This is a genomic window from Streptococcus constellatus (genome assembly GCF_902167705.1).
Taxonomy (GTDB): Bacteria; Bacillota; Bacilli; order Lactobacillales; family Streptococcaceae; genus Streptococcus; species Streptococcus constellatus_A.
The window spans coordinates 42,336-61,101 of sequence record NZ_CABHMZ010000006.1 but is presented as its reverse complement, the minus strand read 5'-3'; the positions used below and the strand labels follow the sequence as shown (position 1 = coordinate 61,101).

The 18,766-nt window shown below is 37.9% G+C and carries 18 protein-coding genes and 1 riboswitch; of the genes, 11 read left to right on the top strand and 7 right to left on the bottom strand.

Annotation, left to right across the window (positions count from 1 at the left end; translation table 11 throughout):
• Both FQ204_RS01925 and FQ204_RS01920 read right to left on the bottom strand, forming a co-directional pair.
• The coding region (locus FQ204_RS01925; RefSeq protein WP_144207905.1) for an IS30 family transposase at positions 1-631 on the bottom strand (631 nt) is incomplete at its 3' end.
• 161 nt (positions 632-792) lie between these two features.
• Positions 793-1,236 carry a GtrA family protein gene (locus tag FQ204_RS01920; protein ID WP_003034433.1) on the bottom strand — a complete coding sequence of 148 codons (444 nt, stop codon included), beginning with the start codon at positions 1,234-1,236 and terminating at the stop codon, positions 793-795.
• A gap of 28 nt (positions 1,237-1,264) precedes the next feature.
• Positions 1,265-1,374, top strand: a riboswitch (PreQ1 riboswitch).
• On the opposite strand from FQ204_RS01920, the gene FQ204_RS01915 reads away from it, so the two are divergent.
• Positions 1,372-1,881: a QueT transporter family protein gene (locus FQ204_RS01915; protein ID WP_003034511.1), complete on the top strand. Its 510-nt coding sequence runs from the start codon at positions 1,372-1,374 to the stop codon at positions 1,879-1,881. (Overlaps the previous riboswitch by 3 nt.)
• Positions 1,882-1,936: 55 nt before the next feature.
• Here the strand turns inward: FQ204_RS01915 and FQ204_RS01910 are convergent, their stop codons facing one another.
• Together FQ204_RS01910 and FQ204_RS01905 are read right to left on the bottom strand one after the other, a co-directional pair.
• The gene (locus FQ204_RS01910) at positions 1,937-2,986 is read right to left on the bottom strand and encodes a PTS sugar transporter subunit IIC (RefSeq protein WP_144207901.1); all 1,050 of its coding nucleotides are present in this window, start codon (positions 2,984-2,986) and stop codon (positions 1,937-1,939) included.
• Between the two features lie 24 nt (positions 2,987-3,010).
• Complete coding sequence (locus FQ204_RS01905) at positions 3,011-3,958, bottom strand: 2-dehydropantoate 2-reductase (protein ID WP_039677073.1); 948 nt, start codon at positions 3,956-3,958, stop codon at positions 3,011-3,013.
• 317 nt (positions 3,959-4,275) lie between these two features.
• On the opposite strand from FQ204_RS01905, the gene ligA reads away from it, so the two are divergent.
• The 5 genes from ligA (at position 4,276) to kphA (ending at position 10,162) form a co-directional block, all read left to right on the top strand.
• A complete protein-coding gene (gene ligA, locus FQ204_RS01900) occupies positions 4,276-6,234 on the top strand; it encodes an NAD-dependent DNA ligase LigA (RefSeq protein ID WP_039677074.1) in 1,959 nt (652 codons plus the stop codon).
• Positions 6,235-6,242: 8 nt separating this feature from the next.
• A complete protein-coding gene (locus tag FQ204_RS01895) occupies positions 6,243-7,214 on the top strand; it encodes a diacylglycerol kinase family lipid kinase (RefSeq protein ID WP_006269514.1) in 972 nt (323 codons plus the stop codon).
• Entirely contained in the window at positions 7,215-9,515 is a 2,301-nt protein-coding gene (pulA, locus tag FQ204_RS01890; protein ID WP_144207898.1) for a type I pullulanase, read from the top strand.
• Positions 9,516-9,631: 116 nt separating this feature from the next.
• Positions 9,632-9,904, top strand: coding sequence for a 30S ribosomal protein S16 (gene rpsP / locus FQ204_RS01885; RefSeq protein WP_003034395.1), 273 nt, complete (start codon positions 9,632-9,634; stop codon positions 9,902-9,904).
• An 18-nt stretch (positions 9,905-9,922) separates the two neighbouring features.
• Entirely contained in the window at positions 9,923-10,162 is a 240-nt protein-coding gene (gene kphA / locus FQ204_RS01880; RefSeq protein WP_003001620.1) for an RNA-binding protein KphA, read from the top strand.
• Positions 10,163-10,221: 59 nt separating this feature from the next.
• On the opposite strand, the gene FQ204_RS01875 is transcribed toward kphA, so the two are convergent.
• A complete protein-coding gene (locus FQ204_RS01875; RefSeq protein ID WP_058669512.1) occupies positions 10,222-10,731 on the bottom strand; it encodes a transcription repressor NadR in 510 nt (169 codons plus the stop codon).
• A 38-nt stretch (positions 10,732-10,769) separates the two neighbouring features.
• Entirely contained in the window at positions 10,770-11,294 is a 525-nt protein-coding gene (locus FQ204_RS01870) for an ECF transporter S component (RefSeq protein ID WP_144207895.1), read from the bottom strand.
• Positions 11,295-11,437: 143 nt separating this feature from the next.
• Between FQ204_RS01870 and FQ204_RS01865 the strand changes: the two genes are divergently transcribed.
• The 5 genes from FQ204_RS01865 (at position 11,438) to FQ204_RS01845 (ending at position 17,253) form a co-directional block, all read left to right on the top strand.
• The gene (locus tag FQ204_RS01865; protein WP_144207892.1) at positions 11,438-12,301 is read left to right on the top strand and encodes a GNAT family N-acetyltransferase; all 864 of its coding nucleotides are present in this window, start codon (positions 11,438-11,440) and stop codon (positions 12,299-12,301) included.
• Positions 12,302-12,356: 55 nt separating this feature from the next.
• Positions 12,357-12,989 (top strand): copper homeostasis protein CutC, encoded by a 633-nt coding sequence (locus FQ204_RS01860; RefSeq protein ID WP_144207889.1) that lies wholly within the window; start codon positions 12,357-12,359, stop codon positions 12,987-12,989.
• 12 nt (positions 12,990-13,001) lie between these two features.
• Positions 13,002-13,673 carry an MmcQ/YjbR family DNA-binding protein gene (locus FQ204_RS01855; protein WP_144207886.1) on the top strand — a complete coding sequence of 224 codons (672 nt, stop codon included), beginning with the start codon at positions 13,002-13,004 and terminating at the stop codon, positions 13,671-13,673.
• A 95-nt stretch (positions 13,674-13,768) separates the two neighbouring features.
• Positions 13,769-15,508 (top strand): ABC transporter ATP-binding protein, encoded by a 1,740-nt coding sequence (locus tag FQ204_RS01850; RefSeq protein WP_144207883.1) that lies wholly within the window; start codon positions 13,769-13,771, stop codon positions 15,506-15,508.
• Between the two features lie 2 nt (positions 15,509-15,510).
• A complete protein-coding gene (locus FQ204_RS01845; RefSeq protein ID WP_144207880.1) occupies positions 15,511-17,253 on the top strand; it encodes an ABC transporter ATP-binding protein in 1,743 nt (580 codons plus the stop codon).
• Between the two features lie 29 nt (positions 17,254-17,282).
• Here the strand turns inward: FQ204_RS01845 and FQ204_RS01840 are convergent, their stop codons facing one another.
• Positions 17,283-18,569: a PLP-dependent aminotransferase family protein gene (locus tag FQ204_RS01840; RefSeq protein ID WP_144207877.1), complete on the bottom strand. Its 1,287-nt coding sequence runs from the start codon at positions 18,567-18,569 to the stop codon at positions 17,283-17,285.
• Positions 18,570-18,766 lie beyond the last annotated feature (197 nt).

Genomic DNA, 18,766 nt, shown 5'->3' with positions numbered 1-18,766 from the left:
AAAGTAGATCGGAAGCTGAAAACATGGCTTTGGCTGTTCTATCTGGTATCTTGAAGGCTAAGTAAAAACGAGTTTTTCGCTCTAGAAAAGTCGCTAAACACCCCTTGCTTTTGCCTCTGGAAGACACTACAGTATCAAGCTCCCAGTGGCCAAAAGTTTCACGATTCCGAACCTCTTTAGGACGTTTGGCAATCGGCGTGCCAATCCTAAATGTCCCACGTGTTTCTTTGGGTTGTCGAGTTCTTCCTTTACGACGGAGGACGCTTAAATCCAGATCAATCAAACCAGCATAGAGCCAGTTATAGATGGTTTTAAAAGCTACCATTGGCTTTTGTTCAAGCTGATAGCGCCCACAAATCTGTTCAGGCGACCAGGAGGATTTTAAACCGTTCTCAATTTCCTTTTTCAACTTTGGTGTTAAACAAGACTTCCGACCTTTTTGCTTAGCCCTGTGGTCGTACTGTTCCTGTGCTAAGACTGCGGAATAACCATTTTGACATCGTCTTAACTCTCTTGAAATGGTAGACTTATGGACGCCAAGTTTACTTGCAATTTGGCAAGGTTTTAAACCTAATTCCAAGTAGGTTTCTATCTTTATTCGGTCGGTTATGGTAAGATGGGAGTAGCTCATAGTTTTTCCTCGGGTTCTGTTTGTGTGGTTACTTACAGTTTACACCAATGAAACGCTATGAGATTTTTTGTTGAACTATATTTTACAATTTATCACATAAAAAAGAGCTTCAAAGCTCTTTGGGATTAAAAACAAGCCACCATTTTGAGTAGGTTTGTTTTTTATTTCTTTGATTTATTTTTAAATACAAAGATTTTACTGAAAACATAATTGAGCACAATAATAATAATTTGAGCAAGCAAAGTTTCAATAGTGTTGACCGTTTTAATGTCATTGTGGACAAATTGACCAATAATAGCAGGAAAAGTAGTAACGAAAACGAGTGTGAGTCCCATATCCAATAAAAAGGTAGAGAGTCGCGCAACAACAAACTTGATAAAACGAGAGAACCAACCCTTTCTTTCTTGTTTAAAAACAATCGTATCGTTTGTTACAAAAGCAAAGAGGATACCAGCGATATTTCCTAAGGCGGTCGCCAATAGTTCGTTGTTACTCAATGCATAATAGAGTATGCGTGTGATGATAGCAACAATCGTGGTAGCCAATCCAAAAAACAGGTAAGATAAAATTTCATTGTCAAAGAAAGATTTTATACATTTTTTCATACGTTCAGTCTATCATAATTTCTAAAATTGTGCTATACTTGAAAAGCTGTATTAATGTTCTCAATGCAGCCCTTGGCGCTTAGTTTCCTTTCGCCAAGCATATTATACGCGGTTATAGCCGCCAAAGGAGAAAACATGGAAAAATTTACTATTCGCGATATGGCTCAGATTGCTCTCGTTGCTGCGATTTATGTCGCTCTAACAATGACACCGCCCCTGAATGCTATTAGCTATGGTGCCTACCAATTTCGGATTTCTGAAATGATGAATTTTATGGCTTTTTATAAACCCAAGTACATCATTGGGGTCACACTGGGCTGTATGATTGCTAATTTGTTTAGTTTTGGAATCATTGATGTCTTTGTTGGTGGCGGATCAACCTTGGTCTTTTTGAGCTTGGGTGTGTATTTCTTTAGAAAATACATGAACGAATATTTGTTTAACGGATTGATCAATAAAGCTTTCTTTTATTTTGCGATTTTCTTTTCATTTTCAATGATTACAATTGCCGCAGAGTTATATTTTGTTGCGAAAGCCCCGTTTCTTTTTACATGGTTTACAACGGCAATTGGAGAGTTTGTTTCACTCATTATTGGTGGAATTTTAATGGACAAGCTAAATAAGCGGATTGACTTGGGGAAATAAATGCTTTGAATAGCAGACTAATAAAAAATCTGTCGAATCTTCGACAGATTTTTTATTAGTCTTGGAATTTAAATACAACAGAAGAGTCATATAGTTTCAAGATTTTTTCAAAAACAATTTTACTTGCAAGAGCTGCAAGGATTGGAACAATGAGCCATACAACAACTGCTAAAGCTATATTTAATCCTGCATCAATAGAGGCTAATGGTCCCACCAAACCTACGAGACCAAAACCTGCTGATTGAGCTGTTCCACTGACTGAGAAAAGAGCTACCGGGATAGCGGATATAACGGCTGTTGTCAAACACGGAACTAAAATAATTGGATATTTAAAGACGTTTGGCATCATCAATTTCATAGCTCCCAAAGCAATAGCTAAAGTCACCCCTGAATTATTCACTTTCCAAGAGTGAACAACTAAAGCAACGGCTGTAGCTGCCACGCCCATTGCTGAAGCTCCGGCTGAAATTCCATTTAATTGAATGGCTAAACCAATGGCAACGGTTGAGATTGGAGAAATGATAATAAAGGCAAATGAACAACAAATTAAAATAGACATCAATAGCGGTTGTAAGTGTGTAAATTCATTGATAACCACTCCAATGCCAGTTGTAATTTGTTTAACAAATGGCAAGAGCAGTAAGCCAATCAAGGCTACACCTACCCCGACGACAATTGGCATAGCTACCACAGCTGTTGAACCAAATCGATCTTTGATTAACATAAGCATGCCAACTGCGATAGCTGCTGTTAACATGGTGTTAATTAGGTCTCCTGTGCCAGCTCCCACATATTTTCCAAGTTCAGTATTGAAAGTGACGACACCTGAAGCTACAAAAGCAGCTCCTGCAGTGACCATCATCTGCATGGGTTTAAATCCAAATTGCAAAGCGATTAACCCACCGATAATCAATGGTGTAGCTAATTGGAAGATAACAGCGATATGAATAATGGTCTGTGCAATTGGCACGGTGCTGAAATATTTTAAAATAGCTGATAAAACAGCGTTTGGAATTAAACCAATAATAACTCCTAATGCCGTTCCCGACAATACTTTATTGACAAAGATTTTTGCTGTCATCTTTTCTTGTACTTGTGTTTCCATCTAATTTCCCTTTCTGGTTCCAAACTATTTAGCGCCTAATATTTGTTCTTTGCAGTGAACCAATTCTGTTAAGAAGGAGCAATATGGGGTTTGTACACCATACTTTTGCCCTTTTCGAACGACAGCTCCGTTGATATAATCAATTTCTGTCAGACGATTATGCTCGTTCAAATCTTGATACATTGATGGGTGATGTAATCCGATTGTATCTCGATTGTAGCAATTTTTTTCGATGTAATCTACAGTTTCCTCAACATTCAAATCGACATTTTCATATTTTGCAACCGCCGCAAATTCGCTGACAATGCGTTCAACAATCGTATGAGCGGGAGTGGTGTCACCAAAATCTGCCATATTAGAAAGTAAAATAGTGCATAAACCATTCATTGTCCCGTTTACACAGGCTTTTTTATAAATGGCGTGCAAGATATTTTCAGAATACTGTGCGTTCAATCCAGCAGAATTTAAGATTTCTACAATGTGATCAGCTGCTTGTTTAGCTTTTGAATCTGAAACGAGATTCTTCAGTGCAACAGTTCCGTTTCCGAATAACTTCACTCGACCTGGTCCTTCCATACCTGCTGTCCACATAGTATTTCCGATCATGATATGCTCTTTTGGAACATATTTTTCAATGATTTCTTCATGTCCAATTCCATTCAATAAACAAAGAACATTTGTGTGCTCTTTTATCAATGGCTGAATGTCTGTTAGCATTGCTTCTAACTGCATTGCTTTAGTAAATAAAATGATTAAATCACTGGACAAAGTTGGTTCTACTTCGTTTTGAAGATAAATTGGCAATTTCGCAACAAGCTCCTCGCCATTAAAATTAGCCTGCAAGCCATTTTTTTGGATAGCTTTTACATGGTCTGCCCAACCATCTACTAAAATGACCTTATGACCCGCTTGATGCAACATGAGACCAAACCGGCTGCCCATTGCACCTGCACCTGCAATTGTAATATTCACAATAAGATTCCTCCTCTACATTGTTTGGATTATTTCTTTATTAAAAGAAAATGAACTATATATATTTTACTTCTTTTATCTTTTTTTATCAATTAAATTTTGAATTTATAATTTTTGAAGTTGTAGGCTAGCTCTAGCTTTTTAACCAAAAAAATTCATTAAATTATTTGTAAAAATACAGCAGATTTTAGCTAGTAAATACTTATAATATTTAGACATCATTGTTTTTATGCTGTTTTATTTGATATGTCTAAATTTTTTATGATATTAACAGTAATAATCCTGTAGAATCGTATGTTTTATGATAAAATAGAAATATGAAAGACAGAATGTTAGAACTAGTGAATCTACTAAATCAATATGCGCATGAATATTATACAACTGATAATCCAAGCGTATCGGATAGTGAATATGATAGGTTATATCATGAATTGTTAGATTTAGAACAGCAATACCCAGAGCTCGTTCAGGCCGATAGCCCAACTCATCGCGTGGGTGGTAAGGTTTTAGAAGGGTTTGAAAAATACCAACATCAGTATCCGCTATATAGTTTGCAGGATGCTTTTTCACGTGAAGAGTTAGAGGCATTTGATGTACGGATTCGCAAAGATTTTCCAAAGGTGAGTTATCTGTGTGAGTTAAAAATTGACGGTCTCTCCATTTCTCTTATGTATGAAAATGGCATTTTGGTTGCAGGAGCCACTCGGGGAGATGGCTCCGTCGGAGAAAATATCACAGAAAATTTAAAAAGGGTGAAAGATATTCCGCTAACTTTGCCAACTGCTGTAAATTTGACAGTTCGTGGTGAATGTTACATGCCACGTAGTTCTTTTGACGCAGTGAATCAACTGCGTCAAGAAAATGGAGAGCCAGAATTTGCAAATCCGAGAAATGCAGCGGCAGGAACGCTGCGTCAGTTGGATACTGCAATTGTTGCCAAGCGAAATCTAGCAACTTTTCTTTATCAAGAAGCCAGTCCAACAGATGTGTCAACTCAAGAAGCTGTTTTAAATAAGTTATCTAAAAATGGCTTTAGCGTAAATGAACGGCATATTTTGGCATATTCGATGGATGAAGTATGGCGATTTATAGAGCAAATCAATCACGAACGTGCGCAATTGCCTTATGATATTGACGGTGTTGTCATCAAGGTAAATGATTTATCTGTTCAAGAAGAGCTCGGTTTTACCGTGAAAGCTCCTAAATGGGCGATTGCTTATAAATTTCCGGCGGAAGAAAAAGAAGCACAGCTTTTATCGGTTGATTGGACGGTTGGGCGAACTGGAGTGGTTACACCGACCGCTAATCTTACACCTGTGAAATTAGCAGGGACAACCGTCAGTCGAGCAACTCTGCACAATGTCGATTACATTGCTGAAAAAGATATTCGTAAAGACGATACAGTTATCGTTTATAAGGCGGGTGATATCATTCCAGCTGTTTTGCGAGTGGTTGAAAACAGGCGCCAATCAGAAGAGCAACTAGAGATTCCAACGAACTGTCCAAGTTGCAACAGCGAGCTGATTCACTTTGAAGATGAGGTGGCTTTGCGCTGTATCAATCCGCGCTGTCCTGCACAAATTAAGGAGGGGTTGATTCATTTCGCGAGCCGTGATGCCATGAATATCACAGGGCTTGGACCAGCAGTGGTGGAGAAATTATTTGCTCAGGAATTGGTGAAAGATGTGGCTGGCATTTACCACTTGACTGTCGAAGATTTGTTACAATTGGAGAATGTTAAGGAAAAATCAGCTAACAAGTTGTACTCTGCTATTCAAGCTTCTAAAGAAAATTCAGCAGAGAAATTACTATTTGGGTTGGGCATTCGCCATGTTGGAAGCAAAGCGAGTCAGATTTTGTTAGAGCATTTTCATGATTTGGAACAATTAGCAAAAGCAGAAAGAGAAGAAATTGTTGCACTGGATAGTCTAGGAATGGTGATTGCAGAAAGTTTGACTAGTTATTTTGCTCAGGAAGGATCGCAGATTCTACTGAGAGAATTGAAAGAAGCAGGGCTTAATCTAGCTTACTTAGGTGAAAAAGTTGCAGCAAACGCAGTTCTTTCTGGATTGACCGTTGTCTTAACAGGAAAATTAGAACGATTGAATCGTTCAGAAGCAAAAGTAAAATTAGAAAGTTTAGGTGCAAAGGTGACGAGCTCTGTTTCTAAAAAAACGAGTTTAGTCGTTGCTGGAGCAGATGCAGGAAGTAAATTAATAAAAGCTCAAGAGTTAGGCATTGACATTCGTGATGAATCTTGGCTTGAGAGCTTGTAGAGGTTTGTATGGAAACAGCTAGAAAAAGAGCACGATTGATTTATAATCCGACCTCTGGTCAGGAAATTATTAAAAAAAATATCGCAGAAGTTTTAGACGTTTTAGAAGATGTGGGTTATGAAACAAGTGCTTATCAGACAACGCCCGCTCCTTTATCAGCTCAAAACGAAGCAGAGAGAGCGGCTAAAGCAGGATTTGATTTAATTGTGGCAGCTGGTGGCGATGGAACAATTAACGAAGTGGTTAATGGCGTGGCACCTTTGGAAAACCGTCCTAAGTTGGCGTTTATTCCTACTGGTACAACCAATGACTATGCGCGTGCTCTCAAAATTCCAATGGGAGATCCAGTAGCAGCTGCTCGGATTATTGAAAAAGATCAAACCATAAAAATGGATATTGGTCAGGCTTATGGGAAAAAATATTTCATCAATATCGCTGCGGCAGGGACTTTGACAGAATTAACATATAGTGTTCCAAGTGAAGTAAAATCGCGCCTTGGTTATCTTGCTTATGTAGCCAAGGGAGCGGAAATGCTGCCAAAATCTAAATTACGTAAAGTACATATTGAGCACGACCACGGTGTGTTTGAAGGCAAGGTCTCTTTAATCTTTGTTGCCTTAACCAATTCAATCGGTGGTTTTGAAAAATTAGCGCCAGATACGGTGTTAGATGACGGAAATTTCACCTTGATTTTAGTGAAAACTGCTCGCTTATTTGATATGCTGGGCTTAATGATTCAAGCCATCAATGGCGGACAGCATGTGACTGATGCGAATGTAGAATATTTAAAAACAAGTAAATTAAAATTAGAAGTTTTAGATAAAAAAGCACCATTTATGTTGAATTTGGATGGTGAATATGGTGGAGACACTCCTGTTGAGTTAGAAGTTCTTCATAACCATTTAGAATTTTTTGCAAATATTGATGAGATTAGCGATAGCGCTTTGTCATTAGAAAATAAAAATAATCAGGAGAATTAGATGTTAGACTATCGTGTCTTAATTCATTACCACAATCAGTTAGACAATTATGCTGCTTACAATATGTGGAAGTGGCAAATGAATCAATGGGGAGAGGAGGCTTCTTTTTTTCAGAGAGATGACTTTGGCATTCAAGGGAATTTATCGTATAAGAGTAATCAGGCTTTGGGATATGTACATGTCATTGTAAAAACAATCGATTGGTCTCACCAGTCGGTTGATTATTCCATTCAGTTATTACCTCCTCATCTGGTGACGGAAATTTGGATTATTGAAGGAGACAGTCAAGTTTATTATTCCCGACAAGCTGCTATGACTAGTCCGTATTATGCAAAGCAAGATCCTCATGCTTTTGATATGGCATTAGATAGCAAACGTTTTGATCAGCATTGGGGCTATCAAGGTTGGCTAGGTTGTCGGTATGATGGTAAAAAAGCTGAATTTAAACTTTGGGCACCAACTGCAAAAAAAGTTCAATTAGTGGTGTATAAGAATGGTAGTAACCACTCGAAAATCTGGAAAGTTTATGACTTACAAAGAGGGAAAAATTTTTCAAAAGATCATTCTGAAAATACAATCGGAATTTGGTCTCGAGTGATTTCAGATGATCTAGCAGATAGAGCTTATCAGTATCAATTAGAGTTTGAACATCACAAAACATTGACGCGTGACCCATACGCCGAAGCAACAACTGAAGACGGGAAACGCTCTGTCATTTTGTCACCTACAGAGCGAAATCCAAAACATTTTCAAGTGAAACAAGGCCAACAAGCGACTTGGCGTTTGGATAATCCTTGTCAGGCAGTTATTTATGAAATGCATGTGCGAGATTTGACAAAGTCTAGTAGTTCTGGTGTATCTAAAAAATACCGAGGTTCCTTTTTAGGTGCTTGTCAAAAAGGAACTAAAAATCGATCTGGTCAAGCGACGGGATTTGATTATATCCAATCTTTAGGTATCAATGTTGTACAATTGCAGCCAATCTCTGATCGACACAAAGAGTATGATTGGCATGGAAATGTGACCTACAATTGGGGGTATGATCCACAAAATTACAATGCTCCAGAAACGAGTTTTTCAACAAATCCAACAAAGCCATCTCAAGGCATGCGGGACTTAAAAACAATGATTCAAGCCTATCACGATGCAGACATTTCCGTGGTGATAGACGTTGTCTACAACCATATTTATTCTACCTATGATTCTCCTTTTCAAGCCACAATGCCCGATTATTATTATCGAATGAATCCAGATGGCTCTTTCCAAAACGGAACAGGTGTAGGGAGCGAGACAGCTAGTGAGCACGAGATGTTCCGGAAATATATGATTGATTCGCTCCTTTATTGGGTAAAAGAGTATAATATTGACGGTTTTCGTTTTGATTTGATGGGAATTCATGACATTGAAACCATGCGTCAGATTCGAGAAGCGTTAGATGAGATTGATCTGAGAATCCTGACTTATGGAGAAGGATGGGACATGGGAACAGGATTGCTTCCTCTTGATAAAGCTAAGAAAGATAATGCTTTTGAATTATCAAATATCGGATTTTTCAATGATACTGAACGTGATGCGATTAAAGGAGCAGAGGTCTACGGTGGCTTAAAAGCTGGTTTTGTCAGTGGAGAGGCAACAGAGGCTATTATTGCGAAAGCAATATTAGGAAGCAATGAGTTAGGGACTTATCTGACGCCAAACCAAGTTGTGAACTATGTAGAAGCGCATGATAATTATAATTTGCATGACTTGTTAGTGGAACTACACCCAGATGATGATGACTTGACTCGTACTAAACGGATTGAATTAGCGACTGCGATGAATCTGCTGTTGCAAGGTATGAGTTTTATGGAACTAGGACAGGAATTTTCACGTAGCAAGCTAATAGCAACTGGAGAAAATGGTCAAACTATTCAGGAAGATCATGAGCGTGCTATGAATAGTTACAACGCTCCTGATATTGTCAATCAGGTGGATTGGGATTTGATAGCTGATCACCAAGAAAGTATTGATTACATCAAACAGATTATCCATTTAAAAACTATGACAAAAGAATTTTCTTATCAACATTACGAAGACATTTACCAGCACGTCTTTGTGCACTCAGCTCATTCAGGAAGTGGGATTGTTATTTTTGAGGTGAAAGATGAGAAATATTATCTCATTATTTTCAATGCAAGCGGTCAAAGTTACAACATTGAAGATATTGGCAATTTGAGACTTGTAGCTGGAAATAGTCGTCAAGTTAGTGATTCTTTTGTTGAAGATTTGACAGCGACAGTCTTTGAAGTTGTAGAGTGGTAAATTTAAAGATGTCAAGTTTTTTTCTTGACACCTATTCTTACTTGTGATATGATAGAGTACGTTGGTAATAGCTCTGCTATACCTAAAAATAAAAAGAGAAAAGAGAAATTTTAAAAATGGCAGTTAAAATTCGTTTAACTCGTATGGGTTCTAAGAAAAAACCTTACTATCGTATTAACGTAGCAGATTCACGTTCACCACGTGATGGACGTTTCATTGAAACAATCGGAACTTATAATCCACTTGTTGCTGAAAACCAAGTGACCTTGAAAGAAGATCGTGTTCTTGACTGGTTGTCGAAAGGTGCTCAACCTTCTGATACAGTTCGCAACATCCTTTCAAAAGCTGGTGTGATGAAGAAATTTCACGATTCAAAATACTCTAAATAACAGAATTGCAGGTTGACTATGGACACGATTGAAAATCTTATTATTGCAATAGTGAAACCTTTGATTTCACAACCAGATGCTTTAACTATCAAGATTGAAGATACACCAGAATTTTTGGAATATCATTTGGATCTTGATCCTAGCGATGTTGGACGTGTAATTGGTCGTAAAGGTCGCACAATTTCTGCGATAAGAACGATTGTTTACTCTGTTCCAACCGAAGATAAAAAAGTTAGAATTGTTATTGATGAAAAATAAAATAGAGCCACTTAGGCTCTATTTTTGGAAATCTATACTTAAAATGACTTGTGTATGTTTTACATTAGAAAACCTAAGTTTTCTAATGCTTTTTCGATATAATCTAAATCTTGCTGCGAATCGGCTTCAACCAAATGATAATGAATGCCATCTGTCAATTCAGATAAACCTCGAAAATTACTTTCATGAATTTGTTGGATAAAATGTTGGACATCTCTGCGACAAGTTAATTTCAGATACGTTTGGATTTCCCCATAAACGGGATGCTCCACCATAATATTTTTGACTCGTCCGCCATTGTCTACGATTGCCAACAATTCTGTTTCGATATCTTCAATTGTGTGCTTGACTTTAAAAAGCTGGTGGTAATATTTAACAGTATCGTTCATTTTGTAAATATAACCCCGATTTGTGCTAATAATAGGAGCACCATCAGCTCGAAGAACGGCAATATCTTGAACAATAATTTGGCGCGTAACATTGAATTTTTCTGCTAGAATTTGACCATTTAAAGGAGTTTCCGCATTTTTTAAAAGTTGTAATAAATCAGTTCTTCTTTTTTTTATCATAAATTTATTGTAGAATAAATCCGTTAAATATTCAAGATTTAGCGGATTTTTTGTAGAGCTTTATAGATAAATTGTGCGATGATAAAATCAACGATACTATGAATAATGGTTCCAACTCCTACGAGTATGAAAAGAAGGTAAAACATATTTGCCGGAAAAGAAGTAGAGGCGTAAAAGATGAGGCAAGCAAGAACTTCAGCAATTGCATGAACAAAAGCAAGAACAATATTGAGAATCCACGTCTGGATTGGTTTATCTAAAGTTTTAGGATATTTTTTAAGATAAAGCGCACCAAGCAATCCGAAAAATAGATGCGATAAAGCGCGAAGAACGATGACAATAGGATAACCAGCCACTAAAAAGCCGAAAGTAGATCCTAGAATCACGACCAAAGTCATCAACGGTGAGATAAACATGGCTAAAAAGATGGGAACGTGGCTTGCTAAAGTATAAGAAGCAGGTGGAATAATAATTTTTGCAGGCATAACCATCGGAATAACAATAGCTAGTGCAGTTAAAAGAGCTGTAAGAGTTATAAATTGGTTTTTTGTTTTAGGTTTCATAATTTTCTCCTATTTATTGTATATACATAAGTATAGTTTACTGCTTTTACAGATAATGTCAAGAGAAAATTTGGGTAGAATAGGACAGAATTTCTAAACAATCTGTGTAATTTCTGTTAGAATGTCAGTAAGAGGAGAATATTATGATAGATGTAAAGAAACAACCAGAGTATATTTCCATTGATTCTTCCTTACGTTTGCGAAAGTATGATGGACAAGCTCATCTTGCCTTTTCTTGGTATCAAGACCCTGAGGTAATTCGTTTGATTGATGGGAGTAGAGAGCCTTACACACTTCAGCGAATCAAGAAAATGTATGACTATCTTACTCAGCATGGAGAAGTGTATTTTATTGAGGTTTTGACAAATGCAACCTGGCTGCCGATTGGTGATGTGAGTTTTTGGCAAAAGGACATACCGATTGTTATTGGCAATTCAGCTTATCGTGGTCAGGGAATCGGGAGGACAGTTGTTCAGGCATTGATTGGACGCGGGCGTAAGTTGGGCTATAAGCGCTTGTATGTTCAAGAAATCTATGATTATAATGAAGCTTCTAAGAAGATGTTTGAGTCAGTAGGGTTTTATCCTTTGGAAAAGACTGAAAATGGGCATCACTATGCTTTGGATTTGATGCTTCCTTTCTCAGCTATTCAACCAAGTCAATTTTATCTTTCTGAAAAGAAATTAGAGCAGGTACAGACATGGTTTGATATAAAGGACATAAACACTTTAAAGCCTTTACCAATTAAGCGATTGAAAGGAAAAATCTTTTTCACTGATGGTCACAGCAGAGCATTTATAGCCTATCAAGCTGGTTTTGAAGAGATTCCAGTTTATGCAGAAGAGGACGATTTGAATTGGGATTTCTATTGCTATTGTCTTCAAGCTTGTGAAGAAAAAGGAATTTTCACGATAAAAGATTTAGAAAATCGTATCTTGTCTGAGTCGGATTATAGGAAAAAATGGTTGGATTGGTGCCAGCGAGTCGCGAAAGATTTTGAAGAATAACTAGTGATTATGTTATAATAAGCAAGAAAACACTTTCACATAGAAGAGGTCAAAAATGATTTATGAATTTTGTGCAGAAAATGTGACTAATTTGGAAAAAGCTATGCAGGCTGGTGCTCGACGGATTGAACTTTGTGATAATCTAGCAGTTGGCGGAACGACACCTAGTTACGGTGTCATAAAAGCGACTGTTGAGCTAGCCAAACCTTACAATGCGACCATTATGACGATGATTCGTCCACGCGGGGGAGACTTTGTATACAATGACTTAGAAATGGACATCATGCTAGAAGACATTCAAAAGGCGCGCAGCGCTGGGACACATGGACTTGTTTTTGGTGTTTTGACAACTGCTAATAAAATTGATTATCCAAAAATGGAAAAGTTGTTAGAAGCCTCGCAAGGTCTGGAAGTCGTCTTTCACATGGCTTTTGACGCCATTCCAAGAGAACATCAATTTAGTGAAATGGACTGGCTAATGGAACATGGCGTACATCGGATTTTAACTCACGGTGGACTAGCAGAAGAGCCGGTTCAAGAGCATTTTTCTTGGTTAAACACATTGATAAATCATGCAGCTGGTCGGATTGATATTTTACCAGGAGGCGGTATTACGCTTGATAATCGTGATGAAATTGTTGCAAAGCTTGGTGTCAATCAACTTCATGGTACCAAAATTGTATTTTAGAAAGTGAAGATCATGTTAGACTTATTTGAGAAATACCAAGCAAATCCAGAAAAATTACAGGTATTTGGTTTTGAAAAAAGAGGTGATAGTTTTCTTTATTCTCAGGAAATAATGAATGGTGAATTTCTGTTACAGCTAAAATTGCAGGGTGAGAAGCTGGACTATCAAGTGTTTGACCAAGAGACTGGTGATGAATACGTGCAGGTCAAAATGGAGACTATGACGGGTGAATTTGTCGGTCAAGTCCGTGAAGCCTGTCAGGAAATTTTTTTGACGATTCGAGCTAACTGTTTTGAGGAAGTTGGCTTTCTTTATGAACAGAGCAGTCGCTTGAAGGAGTACGTAGCAAGAACCTATGACGGACGACTTGAATATCTCTGGGAGAATTCTTCAAAAAATAGCAATCTTCATGCTGGTGTTTTTCGACATCAGGATACTAAAAAATGGTATGGTATTTTTATGACGATAGACTGGTCGAAGTTTGAAAATGGCAAAACTGGTCAAATAGAAGTGCTTAATGTCAAAAACAATCAAGTAGCTGATTTACTTAAAAAAGCAGGAATTTATCCAGCATTTCACATGAATAAAAAATATTGGCTGAGCCTACCCTTGGATGATACTTTGACGGATACAGAACTTTTTTCCCTTTTGGATAAGAGCTTTGAATTGACCCAAAAGAAATGAGGAACACAGTTAGGTTGCGCTAGCTGTGTTTTATTTTTACCGGTAAATACACAAAATAGTGTATAATGGTAATCAGTAATAGCAGAGGAGAGAGTATGAATCTTATCAGAAAATTGGGCTGGTTTTTCAAACTGGAGAAAAAACGTTATATTATCGGAATTCTAGCCTTGTCTTTGGTTAGTGTTTTTAATTTAATTCCCCCAAGAGTAATTGGTGTGGTGATTGACCGTATTGCTAGTCGAAATTTAACGTCAGACCAGTTGCTTTTAAATCTTTCACTTTTGGTTGCTGCGGCCTTTATTATGTATGGTCTGCGTTATCTTTGGCGTCTATATATTTTTGGTACGGCAAATCATTTGGGACGACTTTTGCGTTCTCAACTCTTTGAGCACTTTACCCAAATGGCACCATCTTTTTATCAAAAATATCGAACAGGAGATTTGATGGCGCATGCAACGAATGATATTAACGCAGTTGTCAGTGTGGCAGGTGGGGGTGTCATGTCGGCGGTAGATGCTTCTATCACAGCACTGGTAACGCTGCTGACTATGTTTTTTGTTTTAGACTGGCGCTTGACTTTGATTGCTATTCTGCCATTGCCATTTCTTTCTTGGGGAACCAGTTTAATTGGACGAAAAAATCATGAGAGCTTTAAAGCGGCTCAGGAGGCCTTTTCTGACTTGAATAACAAGGTACAGGAAAGCGTTTCAGGGATTAAAGTGACGAAATCGTTTGGCTATCAAAAAGCAGAGAGTCACTCTTTTGCTAGGACAAATCAGGATGTCTATGAGAAAAATATTTTAGCCGCTAAATACAATTCCCTTTTCGACCCTATGGTTCTAATTTTCATCGGCTTATCTTATGCGTTAACCTTGATTTTTGGGGGAATGTTCATCTCTAGAGGGCAATTTACAGTTGGGGAATTAGTGACGTTTATTACTTATCTAGATATGCTGGTATGGCCTTTACAGGCGATGGGCTATCTCTTCAACATTAGCCAGAGGGGAATGGTGTCTTATGAACGGATTGAGCGATTGTTGGCAGAAAAATCGGATGTCAAAGAGACCCAAAATCCCGTTTTCCCTATACAAAATGGCCGTTTGCTCTATGATATTCAGCGTTTTTCTTATGAAGAAGCAACAACTCTAAGAAATATTCGCTTTTCCTTAGAAAAAGGACAGACATTAGGAATTGTCGGACAAACAGGTTCTGGTAAAACAACACTGTTACGCCTGCTCATGCGAGAACAGGATATTCAGGAAGGTTCTATTTATCTAAATAATCATGATATCCGAGATTATAGCTTAAATGATTTGCGGAGTTTGATTGGCTACGTGCCACAAGAGCAGATTCTTTTTGCGATGTCGATTGCGGACAATATTCGTTTTGCAAATCCAGACTTGTCAGAAGACGAAGTGATTCAAGCTAGTAAACTTTGTGGTCTTTATGAGGATATTATTGCCATGCCAGAAGGCTTTCAGACAATTGTCGGTGAACGCGGAGTATCGCTTTCAGGAGGCCAAAAGCAACGTTTAGCAATGAGTCGAGCGCTCGTTCTGAAACCAGATATTTTAATCTTGGATGATTCTTTATCTGCTGTTGATGCTAAAACAGAGCATTTGATTTTGGAAAATCTTAAGGGAGAAAGAGACGGTAAAACAACTATTATTACTGCTCATCGGCTGTCAGCAATTGTTCATGCAGATTTGATTTTGGTGATGGAGAATGGACAAATCAAAGAACGAGGCACTCACCAAGAATTGCTGGCTCAAAATGGTTGGTATGCGCATACTTATCACAACCAACAACTGGCAGAAAGTCTGAAGGAGGAGTAATCATGAAAAAACAAGCAACTTTTCATCGCCTTCTGACTTATATGTGGCGTTATAAATGGGTGAGCATTTTGGCGCTTGCTTTTATCTTTGCGACAACTTTAGTGACGACAGCTTTACCACTTTTGGCTCGATATTTCATTGATCATTTTATCAGTCGTCATCAGATTATGGCGGGATTTTATATTCTAATTCTCTATTATGCTCTCTTTCTTTTGAGGGTGCTATTTACTTTCTTGGGACAGTATTCTTTTGCTCGTGTGGCATATAGCATTGTTCGCGATTTGCGTCAGGAGAGTTTTGAAAATATTGAGAGGCTACGTATGTCTTATTTTGATCAAACGGCTGCAGGAGCGATTGTCTCTCGTTTGACGAATGACACACAAGCGGTAGCAGATATGTTTAGTAGCATATTTTCGAGTTTTCTAAGTTCCATTTTTATTCTTGTTGTAACAGTAGTGACAATGTTTACCTTGAATTGGCGCTTGACAGGACTTATTGTATTCTTTTTACCAGTCATGCTGGGCTCCATTTTACTTTATCAACGCTTATCTAATCGTCTCCTCAAACTCGTCCGAAGCAAACTGAGCGATTTGAATGTCAAACTTTCTGAAAGTATTGAGGGAATGCGAATTATTCAGGCATTTGGTCAGGAAAAGCGTCTAATAAATGAATTTGAAGCGATTAACGGGGAGCATTTGGAGTATACAGTTCGCTATCTCAATATCAATAGCCTTTTTCTCCGTCCAGCTATGTCTTTGCTGAAAATTTTAGCTTATGCAGTTATTTTAGCTTACTTTGGTTTTACTTGGCAGGTTGCAGGAGTGACAGCTGGGGTCATGTACGCTTTTATCCAATATGTCAATCAACTTTTTAATCCTCTGATTGATTTGATGCAAAATTACTCTGTTTTGCAGACATCTATGGTGGCTGCAGATCGTGTTTTTGCAATCATAGACCGTAGAGACTATGAGCCTAAGCAGGCTAATCTTCCATTGGAAATTACAGCTGGGAATATTGAATTTCGTCATGTTTCCTTTTCTTATGACGGCAAGCGTGATGTTCTGAAAGATATTTCATTTTCAGTTAAGCAGGGGGGAACAATCGCCTTTGTCGGTGCGACGGGCTCAGGCAAGTCTTCCATCATCAATCTCTTTCTGCGTTTTTATGAATTTGAAAGGGGAGAAATTTTAATTGATGATCAAAACATTAAGGATTACAGCCAAGCTGAACTGCGTCGCAATATTGGTTTAGTTCTTCAAGCTCCCTTCCTTTATCATGGTACCATTGCTTCTAATATCCAAATGTATCAGGAAAATATGAGCCGAGAGGATATTGTAGAAGCTGCTAAATTTGTGGATGCTCATGACTTCATTAGTCAGCTTCCTGCAGGATATGACAGTCCAGTAACCGAGCGAGGTGCGACTTTTTCAAGTGGGCAAAGACAACTATTGGCTTTTGCGAGAACAATCGCTACCAAGCCCAAAATTTTGATTTTAGACGAAGCAACTGCTAATATTGATTCGGAGACTGAAGAACTTATCCAAACTTCGCTGAAAAAAATGCGTCAAGGCCGAACGACGATTGCCATTGCCCATCGGCTGTCTACCATTCAGGACGCTAATTGCATTTATGTTATGGAGCAGGGGCGTATCATCGAATCTGGCACACACGAGGAGCTTCTAGCGCTTAAGGGAACTTATTATAAAATGTATCAGTTGCAGGCTGGAATGATGGAAAAAGAGTAAAGTCTTAAAAAAGGAGTTTCGACTCCTTTTTATAAATATTCATTTAAATGTTGTAAGACTTTTTCTAAATCTTCATACTTAATTTTTGCATATTGATAAGGGCAATCCTGTATATAGCTCGCTTCAAAAAAATCCAATGGCAGATTGCTATGTTTGAGGGAACTGATAGATTTAAGTCCACGTAGATCTAGTAAAATACCATCCCTATTGAGAAAGTAAGGAAGTTTGAGCTGATTTTGGCTTAAAAGTTTTCTAGCTCTCGTCAATTCTTTTTCTTGCTGATTGAGCAGAGAAAGACGATTTTTTTCAAACATGAGATTGTCAATATAAAGCGATAAAGCTTTCTGCATGATGAGATTGCTGTCGTAGTCTACCGCCTTTTTATAGGCGATAAAAGTGGGTTGAATGACTGGAGGAAATAGCAGAGCTGTTATCCGAAGGGCAGGAAAGAGGCTGGTAGAAAAAGACTTGATATAGATGACATGCTGGCTGTCGTCCAAGTAATGGAAGGTCAGTTCGCGCTTACTGTCAAAGTCAGCCAAATAATCATCTTCTATGATATAAACATCATAAAGCTGAGCGAGACGAACGATTTCTTCCTTTTCCTTTCGACTGTAAGAATGCCCTAAGGGGTAGTGAAAGCGTGGGATAGTATAGAAAAATTTGATATTTCCCGACTGGAAAATTCGTTCCAATTCTTCTAAATCAATCCCTTCAGGGGTTCGCTCAATTGTTTGATAAGGAATTTTTTGCGCAGTTAGCAAATCATTTATCCGATGATAGGTCGGCTGCTCCACTAGAATTTCATGCTTTTCGTTTGGAAAAGCAATTTGTGAAAGAATATAAAGAGCTTGCTGGGTACCAGATGTCAGAACAATTTTATCAGCAGATGTGTAGATAGCTGAATCCAGAAGCAACTGCTGGACAGATTGTCGCAAATCCTCTAACCCTTCCTGCTGTGAGTAGTAGTTAAAAAGATAATTTTCTCGTCCAATCAGCGTTTCATTAAGACAAAGTCGAAAGTCTTCATAAATTTGGTAATGGTCATCTCTGACGATTAGCTCCATGTCCTGCTGGTCTTCCAGATTATTTTCCAACACATAGTAGCCACTTTTAGGAACTGCATAGATATACTTTTGATATTTCAACTCTATCAGCGCTTTCTGGGCTGTGTCTTTGCTACAGTGATAGTCGTCTGCCAGTTGACGAATGGAAGGAATCTTTTGTCCCTTGGACAATTTCCCACTTTTAATATCCTGGCTAATCTGATCTACGATACATTGATATTTAGATTTTGGCATCTTAACTGTCCCCATACAGAAGAAATTTTCTCTATTGTAGCGTATTTTGAAATCTTTTACAATCAGGAAATGATAAGTTGTATTGTGTAGGATTACCTCATGGATTTCTCCCTAGCAATAATTGATGTAAAAGAAATTTAACGAAATAGTTATCTGCGTAATACATTAGTGGAATTGTAATTTGGGTTGAAATAGTTTATAATGAAAGGTAG

Coding starts and splice junctions, on each gene's coding strand:
- FQ204_RS01920 (WP_003034433.1), bottom strand. CDS start 1,236: ATGAAAAAATGTATAAAATCTTTCTTTGACAATGAAATTTTATCTTAC.
- FQ204_RS01915 (WP_003034511.1), top strand. CDS start 1,372: ATGGAAAAATTTACTATTCGCGATATGGCTCAGATTGCTCTCGTTGCT.
- FQ204_RS01910 (WP_144207901.1), bottom strand. CDS start 2,986: ATGGAAACACAAGTACAAGAAAAGATGACAGCAAAAATCTTTGTCAAT.
- ligA (WP_039677074.1), top strand. CDS start 4,276: ATGAAAGACAGAATGTTAGAACTAGTGAATCTACTAAATCAATATGCG.
- FQ204_RS01895 (WP_006269514.1), top strand. CDS start 6,243: ATGGAAACAGCTAGAAAAAGAGCACGATTGATTTATAATCCGACCTCT.
- pulA (WP_144207898.1), top strand. CDS start 7,215: ATGTTAGACTATCGTGTCTTAATTCATTACCACAATCAGTTAGACAAT.
- rpsP (WP_003034395.1), top strand. CDS start 9,632: ATGGCAGTTAAAATTCGTTTAACTCGTATGGGTTCTAAGAAAAAACCT.
- kphA (WP_003001620.1), top strand. CDS start 9,923: ATGGACACGATTGAAAATCTTATTATTGCAATAGTGAAACCTTTGATT.
- FQ204_RS01875 (WP_058669512.1), bottom strand. CDS start 10,731: ATGATAAAAAAAAGAAGAACTGATTTATTACAACTTTTAAAAAATGCG.
- FQ204_RS01870 (WP_144207895.1), bottom strand. CDS start 11,294: ATGAAACCTAAAACAAAAAACCAATTTATAACTCTTACAGCTCTTTTA.
- FQ204_RS01865 (WP_144207892.1), top strand. CDS start 11,438: ATGATAGATGTAAAGAAACAACCAGAGTATATTTCCATTGATTCTTCC.
- FQ204_RS01860 (WP_144207889.1), top strand. CDS start 12,357: ATGATTTATGAATTTTGTGCAGAAAATGTGACTAATTTGGAAAAAGCT.
- FQ204_RS01855 (WP_144207886.1), top strand. CDS start 13,002: ATGTTAGACTTATTTGAGAAATACCAAGCAAATCCAGAAAAATTACAG.
- FQ204_RS01850 (WP_144207883.1), top strand. CDS start 13,769: ATGAATCTTATCAGAAAATTGGGCTGGTTTTTCAAACTGGAGAAAAAA.
- FQ204_RS01845 (WP_144207880.1), top strand. CDS start 15,511: ATGAAAAAACAAGCAACTTTTCATCGCCTTCTGACTTATATGTGGCGT.
- FQ204_RS01840 (WP_144207877.1), bottom strand. CDS start 18,569: ATGGGGACAGTTAAGATGCCAAAATCTAAATATCAATGTATCGTAGAT.